Below are 13,573 nucleotides of genomic sequence, written 5' to 3'. Positions count from 1 at the left end.
TTGATCGTTAAAAAATCGCGAGCGATAGCCTCTAGACCAGTACCTTCCACAGCAACAACGTGCCCACCAACCCCACCACTGAGACGATGGTTTGCAGCACTGACCACACCCACAGTGTCTGTTTCAGCTCCAGGCCAAAGTACTCGCGCACCATCCAGAAACCCGCGTCGTTGACATGGCAAAAGAACACCGACCCCGCCCCGATGGCCAGCGCCACCAATGAGCTTTGAGTGCCCCCGAGCCCGATGATCAATGGCGCCAGAATACCCGCCGTGGTGGTGGTCGCCACTGTTGCCGAACCCGTGGCCTGACGCAACGCCACTGCAATCAACCAGGCCAGTAACACGAATGAAAGGTGCGCCCCGGTGGCTACCTTGCTGATGGTGTCACTGATCCCGGCTTGCAACAGGGTCTCTTTCAGGCCCCCGCCAGCACCAATCGTCAACAACAGCACGGCAATTGGCGCCAGGCTTTTGCGCAGCACGCCGCCCACCTGATCGCGGGCCATGCCGATGGACCAGCCCAGGCAAATTACCGCCGCAATCACCGCCAGCCCCAACGCGATCAACGGCTCACCCAGAAACTTCAAGGTCACGGCCAGCCCACTCTCTGGCGCCATCGCGACCTTGGCCAAGGTGCTGCCAAGCATCAGCAGTACGGGTAACAGAATAATCAGTAACGACACTGCAAACGTCGGCTTGCGCCGGGTCGGTACCTTGGCCGAGAACAGCGCGCCCAGCTCGGCAGGCTCTACCACATGCATGCGTTTGGACAGCCAAATGCCATACAACGGCCCGGCCAGAATCACCGCCGGAATCGCCAGGCTCAGCCCCAACAACATGGTCAACCCCAAATCCGCGTGCAAGGCACTGACTGCAATCAGAGGACCCGGGTGCGGCGGCATCAAGGCGTGCAACGTGGTCATGCCCGCGAGTGCGGGAATGGCGACCTTGAGCAGCGGCTGCCCCGACTGCCGGGCGATCACAAAGATGATCGGTACCATCAGCACCAGCCCCACCTCAAAGAACAACGGCAAGCCCACCACCATCGCCACCAACGCCATCACCCATGGCAACGCACTGCCCTTGGCATGGCGCAGCAAGGTCGAAGCGATTTGATCCGCTGCCCCCGACTCTGCCATCAAGGCGCCAAGCATGGCCCCCAGGGCAATGATGATCCCGGCTTCGCCCAGGATGCTTCCGGCACCTTTGCTGAAGGCCTTGGCGACCATTTCGGGTGGCAGCCCTGCGCCGATCCCGGCGACAAAGGTACCGATCAGAATCGAAAGAAAAGGCGTGAGCTTACAGACACTGATTAAAACGATGATGGCGATAATTGCCAGCAGGCAGCACACGATCAACTGAGTGTCATGTGCCAGCCATAGCGGGTTTGAAAGATCCAACGACGAGCCCTCTCTTTGTATTTATTTGTTACGAGAAGGCTAAATATAACGGATGACAAAACCGGGCTGGATGAAGATTGAGACAGACGCAACTCAGCGTATGACCAACGGCGGCAAGGTCCCGAGCAATGAAACAGCGGCCACAGCCGACACCCCCAAGCACCACTCAAGCGCCACACTGTTGCGTAACACAGCAAAATGACCGGCACGGCTCATCACGAGATTGAACAAGGCCAACAGCAACATCAGCCCGACCAGCACCACCTTGATCAGCAAAATCAGCGCAAAACCTTCAAACAAAGGCGTAGGCCACAGTGCTCCGGTCAGCACCCGTGTATTGATCAGGCCTGTGAGAATGATCCCGGCCACGAGCACAAACCCTATATTGCTGAAGCGCCGCAGCACCGCATCGACCCCAAGCCCCGCAGGACGCGTGAGTACATGCCACAACATCGGCAGGCCGCCCACCCAGGCCCCGACACAGAGCAAATGGATCAACTGATTAAGGATCAGCAACTGCCCCTGCCAACCGTCCAGCATCGCGCCATGTCCGACAGGGGCCAAGGTGGCCAACAACAGAAAACTCAGCACACAGACCACGCTAAAACGGGCAGTAACGTACAACGCCAGCAGTAACAGCCCGTTAAACAGCAAATGCCCTGCCCACACCTGACCAAAAAAAGTGCTGCCCAGCACCAGTTTTAACGTTGCAGGATTCAGAGTGTCATCCCAGCTACCGGCCATTGAATAAGTGGTCAGCAGCAACCAGGCCACACCACTGACCAGCGCCAGCCATGCCAGCCCGCGATAAACGCCGCGCAGTTGTTGCCTCGATTCAGACGGCAACCCCAGCAATAAAGGCCTGAATACCCAGGCCCCGAACAGCAGCAACACCGCGCTGAAATGCACAAAACGACAGACAACCATGGCGCTGAACATCAACTCAGTTGCTCACCGTGAAACGGTATTGACCCGCACTTTTGTGGGTATCTACAGACACCGCGTTCCATTTCACCTCGTACTGACCCGCTGAAAGAGGCTGCTGCGGCGTCACGATCAGTACCTTTTTGTCCGAAGGCTCAGTGTTCACACTGCTCAGTGCGACAGGCGCGCCGTCATGGCTGATGGCTACTTTGGTAAAAGCTTGTTCTACCCCCTCGCTAAACTGTAAACGCAGTTCTTTGACATCAGCGGTGCTGCTATCGGCAGCCGGGGTTGCCTGCTCAAGGTGCGCGTGAGCAAATGCCGCGCTGGCACCCGCCATCAGTGTCACCAAAGCAGCTGTATTGAGGACTTTTTTCAAGAAAGCAGCAGACATCGTGAAGTACCTTGAGATTGGAATACGCGGCAATAATACTCGCCTAATCTCAATTGAGGAGCGCCCACACGCCACCCATGTGGACTCAACGCGTACCCTCTGCGACTGCAGCGCATCACCCGCAAGGATTTGATAATGCCCATTCGTCTCAGCTTTATTTGTCACGCCCGCACGCAAGCCCAGCGCCTGACGCGCTTCGCACTCGATGAGCCGGCAGAGCCCAAAAGCCTGGAAAAAGCGGCGCTCATGGCCTCGGCACTGAAAAAGCCCGTGCGCATTCTTTGCGCCCCTGAAACCCGGACACTTCAAACCGCTCAAGCATTAAGCCGTGAGATTGAAATTGAAATCGTGCCGCAGCTTGAGGATTACGACATGGGCGACTGGAAAGGACAAAGCCTGCCAGACCTGCAACACAGCATTCCTGAGCGACTCACCGAATGGATCAACAATCCCAACGCGGCCCCGCACGGCGGCGAATCGGTACAAGGCCTGTGCCTGCGGGTCGGAACCTGGCTCGACAGCTTTCGCGAAGAAGGCCACTTTGCCGTGGTGACTCACCCCTTCGTCATCCGTGCAGCCATTTTGCATGCCCTGACAGCCAGCACCGCCTCCTTTAACCTGATTGATGTCGAACCCTTGTCGATCGTCGACCTGCGTTATACCGAACGCTGGCGGCTGCGGGTTTGAGCCCAAAACACCGGTCACAGGTGCAACCCAGTGCTTGCGAAGCCTAAACAGATCAGGGCATGATCGCCCCATGAACATGACCGCGCAGTACCTCACCACAACCACGACCACTACCGCCAATGGCGGGCGTGTGCGGGCTGCGTGAGTTGAACTGACGCAGTCAACAAGGCCCCGCCAGTCATGGACGGGGCCTTTTAGTTCCTGCTCCATGCCTGGCATCTATAAGGAGAGAGCGAATGCTCAAGTTGAATGCCAAGCACTGTGCGCTGTTGATTGTCGACATGCAGGTGGGCCTCTTTCGCGGGCCTGAAAAGCCCTACAAAGGCTCGGAGATTCTGGACACAGTCAACCAACTCATCGCATCTGCCCGTCAAGCCTGCGTGCCTGTGTTCGTCGCTCAACACACCGGCCCGAAGGGATCACCCATCGAACCCCAGAGCCCCTTCTGGCAACTGCTGCCGGAACTGGCGATTGATCCGCTGCTCGACACCCTTTTCAACAAGACCCGCCCCAGCTGTTTCCTGGGCACTGAGCTGGCCGAACAATTAAGCCATCGAGGTATTCGCCAGTTGCTGGTGGCCGGTTTGAAAACCCAGTACTGCATCGACACAACATGCCGAGTGGCCGTAGAGCTTGGCTTTGAACCCCTGCTGATTGCAGATGCCCATACCTGTATGGACACCCCGCAGCTATCGGCCGAGCAGATCATCGAGCATCACAATGCGACGCTTGAAGGCGCCTTTGTGACATTGGTCAACAGCGCCGACGTGAACTTCACCGGGCCTTGATCATTCTTCCAGCATCAGCCCGCCCGGCGGCAACGGCAGTGCGGTTTTGTACCGCACTTGCTTGAGGGCAAAGCTGGAACGGATATTGGCCACGCCGGGCACTTTGGTCAGAAAGTCCATCATGAAGCGCTCCAGCGCCTGAATGCTCGGCACCAGCACCCGGATCAGATAATCCGGGTCGCCCGCCATCAAATAGCACTCCATGACTTCCTGGCGATTTGAAATCGCCGCCTCAAAATGTTGCAGCGCCTCTTCGACCTGTTTCTCCAGGCTGACATGAATAAACACGTTGACGTGCAAGCCCAGCATATCGGCATCAAGCAAGGTCACTTGCTCACGAATCAACCCCAGCTCTTCCATCGCCTTGACCCGGTTGAAACACGGCGTCGGTGACAGGTTGACCGAGCGCGCGAGGTCCGCATTGGTGATCCGCGCATTCTGCTGAAGGCTGTTGAGAATCCCTATATCCGTTCGATCTAGCTTGCGCATGAGACAAAAACACCTGTTTTTTATGTTTATGCAGAATTCTTATCCTTATTGACCTCAAAGCACAACGAACTACAGATAAATATTCTTCACTGTCAGGAATATGATTGTTGTAGGACAAGATTTGGCTTTTAAAACAGCCAGATCTTCGCCGTACACCCTAGCTCCCGCGCCTAATAAACACGACAAGATCGAGCGTAGAGAAAGCCATGACCGACTATGCACCGCTGCGCCTGCACGTTCCCGAACCCTCCGGCCGCCCAGGCTGCAAGACCGACTTCAGCTACCTTCGCCTGACCGATGCCGGCCAGGTGCGCAAACCCCCTATCGACGTAGAACCTGCCGACACGGCTGATTTGGCCAGAGGCCTTATTCGCGTGCTCGATGATAAAGGTCGGGCACTTGGCCCGTGGGCCGAAGGCATCTCCAGCGAGGTATTGCGCACCGGCATGCGGGCCATGCTGAAAACGCGGATTTTCGACACCCGGATGGTGGTCGCGCAGCGTCAGAAAAAAATGTCGTTCTACATGCAGAGCCTTGGCGAAGAAGCCATCGGCAGCGCTCAAGCCCTGGCGCTGAACATTGATGACATGTGCTTCCCGACGTACCGCCAACAAAGCATTTTGATGGCTCGTGATGTACCGCTGGTCGACCTGATCTGTCAGTTGCTGTCCAACGAACGCGACCCGCTCAAGGGTCGGCAATTGCCGATCATGTATTCAGTACGCGACTACGGCTTTTTCAGTATCTCCGGCAACCTCGCCACACAATTCATGCAGGCCGTCGGCTGGGGCATGGCCTCGGCGATCAAGGGCGACACCAAAATCGCCTCGGCCTGGATCGGTGACGGCGCAACCGCCGAGTCCGATTTCCACACCGCCCTGACCTTTGCCCACGTGTACCGCGCCCCAGTCATTCTTAACGTGGTGAACAATCAGTGGGCGATTTCGACCTTTCAGGCGATTGCCGGGGGCGAATCCACCACCTTCGCCGGACGTGGCGTAGGTTGCGGCATCGCCTCGCTGCGGGTTGACGGTAACGACTTCATCGCCGTGTACGCGGCCTCGGTCTGGGCGGCAGAACGCGCGCGCCGCAACCTTGGCCCAACGCTGATTGAGTGGGTGACCTACCGCGCAGGCCCGCACTCCACCTCGGACGATCCATCCAAGTACCGTCCGGCCGATGACTGGAGCCACTTCCCGCTGGGCGATCCGATTGCCCGCCTCAAGCAGCACTTGATCGCCACGGGCAACTGGTCAGAAGAAGAGCACGCCGCCGTCAGCGCCGAGCTCGAAGCCGAAATCATTGGCGCGCAAAAAGAAGCCGAACGTTTCGGCACCTTGGCTGGCGGACAAATGCCCAGCGCGGCGACGATTTTTGAGGACGTGTACAAGGACATGCCCGACCACTTGCGTCGGCAACGTCAAGAGTTGGGGTTATAACCAGATGAACGACAACAATAAAATTCAGATGGAGAACGCCGTGAGCACCAGCACCCTGACAATGATCCAGGCCCTGCGCTCGGCCATGGACGTCATGCTTGAGCGCGACGACAACGTGGTGGTGTTCGGTCAGGACGTGGGTTATTTCGGCGGCGTGTTTCGCTGCACCGAAGGCCTGCAAGCCAAGTACGGCAGTTCACGGGTGTTCGACGCCCCAATCTCCGAAAGCGGCATCGTGGGGGCTGCTGTGGGCATGGGCGCTTATGGCCTGCGCCCGGTCGCTGAAATCCAGTTTGCTGACTACTTCTACCCCGCATCCGACCAGATCGTTTCCGAAGCAGCACGCTTGCGCTATCGCTCAGCAGGCGAATTTATCGCTCCAATGACCCTGCGCATGCCCTGCGGCGGCGGCATTTATGGTGGCCAGACCCACAGCCAAAGCCCAGAAGCAATGTTCACTCAGGTCTGCGGCCTGCGCACCGTTATGCCATCCAACCCGTATGACGCCAAAGGCCTGTTGATTGCCGCCATCGAGAACGATGACCCGGTGATCTTCCTAGAGCCAAAACGCCTGTACAACGGCCCGTTCGATGGCCACCACGAGCGCCCGGTGACGCCATGGTCCAAGCACCCGGCCAGCGCCGTACCTGATGGCTATTACACCGTGCCGCTCGATTGCGCCGCCATCGTGCGCCCCGGCACTGAAGTCACCATCTTGACCTACGGCACCACTGTCTACGTGGCCCAGGTAGCGGCCGAAGAAACTGGCATCGACGCTGAAGTCATCGACCTGCGCAGCCTGTGGCCGCTGGACCTGGACGCCATTGTGACCTCCGTGAAAAAAACCCGTCGCTGTGTCGTCGTGCACGAAGCCACCCGCACCTGCGGCTTTGGTGCCGAGCTGATTGCGCTGGTTCAAGAGCATTGCTTCCACTATCTGGAAGCACCGATTGAACGCGTAACCGGCTGGGACACACCTTACCCGCATGCTCAGGAGTGGGCCTACTTCCCCGGTCCTGCACGAGTGGGTGCGGCTTTGCAACGGGTCATGGAGGTTTAAATGGGTACGCACGTTATCAAGATGCCGGACATTGGCGAAGGCATTGCACAAGTCGAGTTGGTGGAGTGGTTTGTCAAAGTCGGTGACATGGTCAGCGAAGATCAGGTGGTGGCCGATGTCATGACTGACAAGGCGACCGTGGACATCCCCTCCCCCGTGGCCGGTCGAGTAATGGCGCTGGGCGGGCAGCCTGGCGAAGTGATGGCCGTGGGCAGCGAGTTGATTCGCATCGAAGTCGAAGGCGCGGGCAATCTGCGTGAAAGTGCTGCGCCTGTGGCGGCTCCAGAACCGGTGGCAGCGCCTAAAGCGGCGCCGCAAGCCCGGGTTGAAGTGGCGATTGTTTCGGCACCGGCCATCAAATCGGCACCCACCCTGCGCGCAACCCCAGTGGCCCGCGAGGCCAACGAACGCCCGCTGGCATCGCCTGCTGTGCGAAAACGCGCCTGGGATGCCGGGATCGAGCTGCGTTTTGTGCAGGGCAGCGGGCCTGCGGGCCGTGTGTTACATGACGACCTCGACGCCTACCTGGCCCAGGACACCAGCACCAGCGCCGCACCTGCCAGCGGTTACGCCAAACGCAACGATGAACAGCAGATCCCGGTGATCGGCCTGCGCCGCAAAATCGCCCAGCGCATGCAAGATGCCAAACGCCGCGCTGCGCACTTCAGCTACGTCGAAGAAATCGACGTCACCGCGCTCGAAGAACTGCGCGCCCAGCTCAATCAGAAATGGGGCGACAGCCGCGGCAAACTGACCTTGCTGCCATTTCTGGTGCGGGCCATGGTTGTGGCCTTGCGCGACTTCCCGCAGATCAACGTGCGCTACGACGACGAAGCGCAAATCATCACCCGCTTTGGCGCCGCCCACATCGGCGTGGCGGCACAAAGCGATGGCGGCCTGATGGTGCCCGTGGTGCGCCACGCCGAAACCCTGACCTTGTGGGGCGCCGCCGATGAAATCGCGCGTTTGGCGAATGCCGTGCGCACTGGCAAGGCGACCCGTGAAGAACTGAGCGGCTCGACCATCACCCTGACCAGCCTAGGTGCGCTGGGCGGGATTGTCAGCACCCCGGTGGTCAACCTGCCCGAAGTCGCGATTATCGGGGTGAACCGCATCGTCGAACGGCCGATGGTGGTTAAAGGCCAGATCGTGATTCGCAAAATGATGAACCTCTCCAGCTCTTTCGACCATCGCGTGGTCGACGGCATGGACGCGGCACAATTTATTCAGGCCATGCGTGGCTTGCTCGAACAACCTGCCACCCTGTTTCTGGAGTGAACATGCAGCCCACTCAACACACCACGCTGCTGATTATCGGCGGCGGCCCTGGCGGCTATGTGGCCGCTATTCGCGCTGGCCAGCTAGGCATTGCGACTATTTTGATCGAAGGCCAGTCGCTGGGCGGCACCTGTCTCAACGTCGGCTGCATCCCGTCCAAGGCGCTGATTCACGTGGCTGAGCAGTTCCACACCACGCAACGCTACAGCACTAATGCGTCGCCATTGGGGATCAAAACCCAGGCACCGACCCTGGACATCGGCCAGAGCGTGCAATGGAAAAACAGCATTGTTGATCGCCTGACCACAGGCGTGGGCGCCTTGCTGAAAAAGCACGGAGTCAAGGTCATTCATGGCTGGGCCAAGATCCTTGATGGCAAGGCGGTCGAAGTCGACGGTCAACGCATCGAGTGCGAGCACCTGTTGCTGGCCACTGGGTCGCAGACTGTCGACCTGCCGATTCTGCCGATTGGCGGCGCAATTATTTCGTCCACCGAAGCCTTGGCTCCGACGGCTATCCCCAAGCGCTTGACCGTGGTGGGCGCCGGTTATATCGGTCTGGAGCTGGGCATCGCCTATCGCAAGCTGGGCGCTGAAGTGACGGTGGTGGAAGCCCGTGACCGAATCTTGCCGACCTACGACAAAGAACTGACGTTGCCAGTGGCCGAATCACTCAAGGCGCTGGGCATCACGTTGTACCTGGAGCACAGCGTTGAAGGCTTCCAGGCCAGCAGCAAAACCCTGTCGATGCGCAATCGCATGGGCGAAAGCCAAACCCTGGAAACCGATCAGGTGCTGGTTTCAGTCGGTCGTCGCCCACGCACCCAGGGCTTCAACCTGGAAACCCTGGCGCTGGGCATGAACGGCCCGGCGATACGCGTCGACAACCGCTGCCAGACCAGCATGCGCAACGTGTGGGCCATTGGTGACCTCACCGGCGAGCCGATGCTCGCGCACCGAGCGATGGCGCAAGGTGAGATGGTGGCCGAGATCATTGCCGGCAAACACCGCGAGTTCAGCCCCACCGCGATTGCGGCCGTGTGCTTCACCGACCCGGAAATTGTCGTGGTCGGCAAAACCCCGGCCGAAGCAGAGGCTGCCGGGCTGGACTTCATCAGCGCCAGCTTTCCGTTCAGTGCCAATGGCCGGGCCATGACCCTGGAATCCAAAAACGGGTTCGTGCGGGTGGTTGCGCGGCGTGACAACCACTTGATCGTGGGCTGGCAAGCCGTGGGCGCCGGGGTTTCGGAATTGTCGACAGCGTTTGGCCAATCGCTGGAAATGGGCGCGTGCCTGGAAGACATCGCGGGCACCATCCACGCGCACCCGACCTTGGGTGAAGCGGTGCAAGAAGCGGCCCTGCGGGCGTTGGGGCATGCGTTGCACTTGTAACGACAGTTACAGCCCCTTGTAGGAGCGAGCTTGTCTCGCGATCTTTTGATGGTTAAAAGATCGCGAGGCAAGCTCGCTCCTACAGATCATTACGGGCCTTTAAACAGGCTCCATAAAAACGCCAGCAAACCTCCCAACGTGGCAATCCCGGCCAACCAGCCGACGGCCGACAAGCCTTGCCACACGGGCCCGGCGGCAGCGATTTGCGGGCCGAAGGCAATCAGCAGCGCGCTGATCAGCAACGCCAGCGACAGTCGGGTCGACGCCAGTCGCAGGGAACGCTCCAGACGCTCCAGCCCCGGCATATCAACCTTAAGGTCGAGCACGCCATGTTTGAGCCGGTGCACCATCAAGCGCGTCAGTTTTGGCAAGTCCGCCAATAACCCTTGCCCCACTTGCAGACCCTCGATGCCTAAGCGCTTGGCGGCCTTCCAGTCGAACTGTTCACGCAGCATTTTCTCGACCGCAGGCTTGGCCGTCGCCACCAGATCAAGGTCCGGGTCCAGTTGGGTCAACACGCCATCAGCGGTGATCAGCGCTTTGAACAACACCAACAAATCCGCGGGCAGTTGCAGGCGGTAATCACGAATCAACCCCAGGAAATCAGTAATCAAGGCGCTCATTTTCAACGGCCCGCCCGTATGGCGCGCCATGTATTCGCGGGCGGCCTGTTCGATCAGCGACAGGTCTTGCACCCGCTCGCCGCTCCAGTCGATCAATACGCCAATCAGGGTCTCGCTGCTGCCCTCGGTCAAGGCCCGCATAAAGCTCATGACTTCGAGCCGACGCCGCTCGTCGAGGCGTCCGACCATACCGAAGTCGATAAAGCCGACACGGTTATCGCTCATTGCCCGCAAGTTGCCGGGGTGCGGGTCGCCATGAAACAGGCCATCTTCGAGCAACATTTTGATAAACGCCTGCGCCCCACGCTGGGCCAGCAGGCTCGGGTCAAGCCCTTGGGCAATCAAGGCGCCACGCGCCAGCGGCGTATAACTCGGCAGAAATGCCTGTACCAGCAAGCGCTGACTGCTGAAAGCCCAGTAAATGCGTGGAATCACGATGTGCGGGGTCTGCGCAAAATGTTGCGCCACGCTGTCGCAGTTTTGCCCTTCCTGGGTGAAGTCCAGCTCTTCGAGCATCGCCCGGGCCAATTGCCGGACCATCTGGCGCGGTTGATACAGCGCCAGCGCCTCGTTCTGCTCAACCAACTGCGCCACGCTTTCAAGCAACTGCAAGTCGGCGGTCATTTGTCTGCGCAAGCCGGGGCGCTGAACTTTGACCACCACGGCTTCGCCGCTGAGCAGGCGCGCTCGATACACCTGCGCCATCGAAGCGGCCGCCAAGGGCTGGGTGTCGAATTCGGCAAAGACCTGATCCAGCGCGCAGCCCAAATCCTCCAGCACCTGCGCCTCCAGCTCAGCCCACGGCAAGGTCGAGGCCTGACTGTGCAAGGCTTGCAACTCATCAACCCACTGCGCCGACAAGATGTCACTGCGGCTCGCCAGTATCTGCCCGCACTTGATAAACGTTGGCCCCAGTGTTTCCAGTGCCATGCGCACCCGTTGCGGGACAGTGGCGGGCAACGACTCGCCGGGCTCGGCATTCACCTCCGCCAGCAAGCGCCCCAAACCGAGCCGGATTAACACATCCTGCGCGCCAAAGCGCACCAGGGTCGCCACAATGTGCTGTAGCCGGCGGTGATGTTTCAAGGCAGTCCAGGTGGGTTCAAGCATGAATAACGTCCTTTTAAAGTGCTGCTGTGTGCCCGTTCGAGCCTTTAACTGCGACAGCAGCAGGCCCTGATCATTCGATTGATTTAAGTTCGCCTGCGCTCACAACGAAAGCCTGTGCAAGCAAACACTGGGCGTGGTGGCCTAACACCAGTAGAATCGCGCTCTTTTTTCCAGGGCGCTCGCCATGACCTCTCCCAACACACCGCATGAAGCCGAGTCCCAGACCAGCGAACTGGTCTTTGGCCTTGAAGATCGTCCCAAGCCGTGGATCGGCTTTCTGGCAGCGCTGCAACACCTGCTGGCCATCATTGTGCCAATCGTCACGCCCGGCCTGCTGATTTGTCAGGCGCTCGGGGTGTCGAGCCGCGACACCAACCTGATCGTGTCGATGTCGCTGGTAATTTCCGGCATCGCCACCTTTGTTCAGTGCAAGCGTTTCGGCCCGTTCGGCGCCGGGCTGTTGATTGTGCAGGGCACCAGTTTCAACTTTGTCGGCCCACTGATCGCAGGCGGCGCGTTGATGGTCAAGCAAGGCACGCCGGTTGAAGGCGTGATGGCAGCGATTTTCGGCGTGGTGATTGCGGGCTCGTTTGTCGAGATGGGTATCTCGCGGGTCTTGCCGTTTGTAAAACGCATGATCACCCCGCTGGTCACCGGGATCGTGGTGCTGATGATTGGCCTGACGCTGATTAAAGTCGGCCTGATCAGCATGGGCGGCGGTTTCAGCGCCATGGCCAACGGCACCTTTGCCAATGGCGAAAACCTGATGCTGTCTGGCGTGGTGCTGGCGATTATTGTGGTCCTCAATCGCATCCCGCTGGTGTGGATGCGCAGTTGCGCCATCGTCATCGCTCTGGCCGTCGGCTACGCGCTGGCGGGCTATCTGGGCCGTCTGGACTTCACCGGCATGCATCAGGCTGAAGTGTTTCAGGTGCCCATGCCCCTGCACTTTGGCTTGGGCTTTTCGTGGGCTTTGTTCATCCCCATGCTGGTGATTTACCTGGTGACTTCGTTGGAAGCGATTGGCGACGTGACCGCCACCAGCAAGGTCTCGCGCCAGCCCGTTGAAGGCCCGGTGTGGATGCAGCGCATCAAGGGCGGCGTATTGGTCAACGGCGCCAACTCGTTGCTGGCGGGCGTGTTCAATACCTTCCCCAGCTCAATTTTTGCTCAGAACAACGGCGTGATTCAGCTGACCGGGATTGCCAGCCGTCATATCGGTGTCTGGATTGCCGGCATGTTGATTCTGCTGGGCCTGTTCCCAAGCGTGGCCGGTGCGATCCAGGCGGTGCCTGAGCCCGTGCTGGGCGGTGCAGCCATGGTGATGTTCGGCGCAGTGGCTGCCTCGGGGATCAATATTTTGGCGAGTATTCACCTAGACCGTCGCGCGCTGCTGATTATTGCCGTGTCGCTGGCCTTGGGCCTCGGTGTGTCGCAAGTGCCTGAGTTCCTGGCCCATATGCCCGCCGCCTTGCGTAACGTGCTGGAGTCCGGTGTGGCCACAGGCGGTATCTGCGCCCTGCTGCTGAACTGGTTCCTGCCAGAAACAGAGAAAAACCCGGCAGCATAAACCGCGCTGGCAGGCAGGATGACGACAACGTCTCCTGCCCCCCTCACAGTAAACGCCCTACATTCTCATGGGCATTTCTGACTCTCACTCTTCCCCTATTTCACTACTTGAATTACTCTTTTTCGTGACATTTTTGGTTGTCTTGGGCCACAGCTATGAGCACATACGGATCACGATTAAGACAAGAACGTCTGCGCCTGAAGCTGACGCAAGAGCGTTTCGCGACAGCCGGTGGTGTCGGGCGCTATGCGCAAAGCTGTTATGAGCGGAACCTGAGTTTGCCCCGCGCAGATTACCTGGCCGCCATCACGTTGATCGGCGCCGACGTGCTGTACATCATCACGCAGCGCCACACGTTGCATTCAGTCGACAACATTTCAACGGTTTCCGAGAACGGCCAACTCACCGAGAGCTAGCC

General features: G+C 59.2%; 13 protein-coding genes. 8 read left to right on the top strand and 5 right to left on the bottom strand.

Annotated elements, in window-relative coordinates:
* Window positions 1-31: 31 nt before the first annotated feature.
* From RHM56_RS09025 to copC, 3 genes are all read right to left on the bottom strand, one after another.
* The gene (locus tag RHM56_RS09025; protein WP_322240669.1) at window positions 32-1,402 is read right to left on the bottom strand and encodes a gluconate:H+ symporter; all 1,371 of its coding nucleotides are present in this window, start codon (window positions 1,400-1,402) and stop codon (window positions 32-34) included.
* A 93-nt stretch (window positions 1,403-1,495) separates the two neighbouring features.
* Window positions 1,496-2,341: a copper homeostasis membrane protein CopD gene (gene copD, locus RHM56_RS09020; RefSeq protein ID WP_322240666.1), complete on the bottom strand. Its 846-nt coding sequence runs from the start codon at window positions 2,339-2,341 to the stop codon at window positions 1,496-1,498.
* A gap of 4 nt (window positions 2,342-2,345) precedes the next feature.
* A complete protein-coding gene (gene copC, locus RHM56_RS09015; RefSeq protein ID WP_322240664.1) occupies window positions 2,346-2,720 on the bottom strand; it encodes a copper homeostasis periplasmic binding protein CopC in 375 nt (124 codons plus the stop codon).
* A 135-nt stretch (window positions 2,721-2,855) separates the two neighbouring features.
* On the opposite strand from copC, the gene RHM56_RS09010 reads away from it, so the two are divergent.
* Both RHM56_RS09010 and RHM56_RS09005 read left to right on the top strand, forming a co-directional pair.
* A complete protein-coding gene (locus RHM56_RS09010; RefSeq protein WP_322240662.1) occupies window positions 2,856-3,407 on the top strand; it encodes a histidine phosphatase family protein in 552 nt (183 codons plus the stop codon).
* Window positions 3,408-3,643: 236 nt separating this feature from the next.
* Window positions 3,644-4,195 (top strand): cysteine hydrolase family protein, encoded by a 552-nt coding sequence (locus tag RHM56_RS09005; RefSeq protein ID WP_322240660.1) that lies wholly within the window; start codon window positions 3,644-3,646, stop codon window positions 4,193-4,195.
* Here RHM56_RS09005 and bkdR read toward each other — a convergent pair whose 3' ends face one another.
* Window positions 4,196-4,684, bottom strand: coding sequence for a Bkd operon transcriptional regulator BkdR (gene bkdR / locus RHM56_RS09000; RefSeq protein ID WP_322240658.1), 489 nt, complete (start codon window positions 4,682-4,684; stop codon window positions 4,196-4,198).
* Window positions 4,685-4,890: 206 nt separating this feature from the next.
* Between bkdR and RHM56_RS08995 the strand changes: the two genes are divergently transcribed.
* The 4 genes from RHM56_RS08995 to lpdA are packed head-to-tail and all read left to right on the top strand — an operon-like array spanning window position 4,891 to window position 9,852.
* Entirely contained in the window at window positions 4,891-6,123 is a 1,233-nt protein-coding gene (locus RHM56_RS08995; protein WP_322240656.1) for a 3-methyl-2-oxobutanoate dehydrogenase (2-methylpropanoyl-transferring) subunit alpha, read from the top strand.
* A gap of 4 nt (window positions 6,124-6,127) precedes the next feature.
* On the top strand, window positions 6,128-7,183 hold the full coding sequence (locus tag RHM56_RS08990; RefSeq protein WP_322240654.1) for an alpha-ketoacid dehydrogenase subunit beta: 1,056 nt from the start codon (window positions 6,128-6,130) through the stop codon (window positions 7,181-7,183).
* On the top strand, window positions 7,184-8,461 hold the full coding sequence (locus RHM56_RS08985; RefSeq protein WP_322240652.1) for a dihydrolipoamide acetyltransferase family protein: 1,278 nt from the start codon (window positions 7,184-7,186) through the stop codon (window positions 8,459-8,461). It abuts the gene before it with no gap.
* A 2-nt stretch (window positions 8,462-8,463) separates the two neighbouring features.
* A complete protein-coding gene (lpdA, locus tag RHM56_RS08980; protein WP_322240650.1) occupies window positions 8,464-9,852 on the top strand; it encodes a dihydrolipoyl dehydrogenase in 1,389 nt (462 codons plus the stop codon).
* An 89-nt stretch (window positions 9,853-9,941) separates the two neighbouring features.
* On the opposite strand, the gene RHM56_RS08975 is transcribed toward lpdA, so the two are convergent.
* On the bottom strand, window positions 9,942-11,585 hold the full coding sequence (locus tag RHM56_RS08975) for an ABC1 kinase family protein (protein WP_322240648.1): 1,644 nt from the start codon (window positions 11,583-11,585) through the stop codon (window positions 9,942-9,944).
* A gap of 184 nt (window positions 11,586-11,769) precedes the next feature.
* Here RHM56_RS08975 and RHM56_RS08970 point away from each other — a divergent pair, with 184 nt between their 5' ends.
* Both RHM56_RS08970 and RHM56_RS08965 read left to right on the top strand, forming a co-directional pair.
* Window positions 11,770-13,155 carry a uracil-xanthine permease family protein gene (locus RHM56_RS08970; RefSeq protein WP_322240645.1) on the top strand — a complete coding sequence of 462 codons (1,386 nt, stop codon included), beginning with the start codon at window positions 11,770-11,772 and terminating at the stop codon, window positions 13,153-13,155.
* 155 nt (window positions 13,156-13,310) lie between these two features.
* On the top strand, window positions 13,311-13,571 hold the full coding sequence (locus tag RHM56_RS08965) for a helix-turn-helix transcriptional regulator (RefSeq protein ID WP_322240642.1): 261 nt from the start codon (window positions 13,311-13,313) through the stop codon (window positions 13,569-13,571).
* Window positions 13,572-13,573: the final 2 nt, after the last annotated feature.

Source organism: Pseudomonas sp. CCC3.1 (assembly GCF_034347405.1).
Lineage (GTDB): Bacteria > Pseudomonadota > Gammaproteobacteria > Pseudomonadales > Pseudomonadaceae > Aquipseudomonas.
The sequence above is the reverse complement of the archived record's forward strand: the minus strand, read 5'-3'. Positions and strand labels throughout refer to the sequence as shown.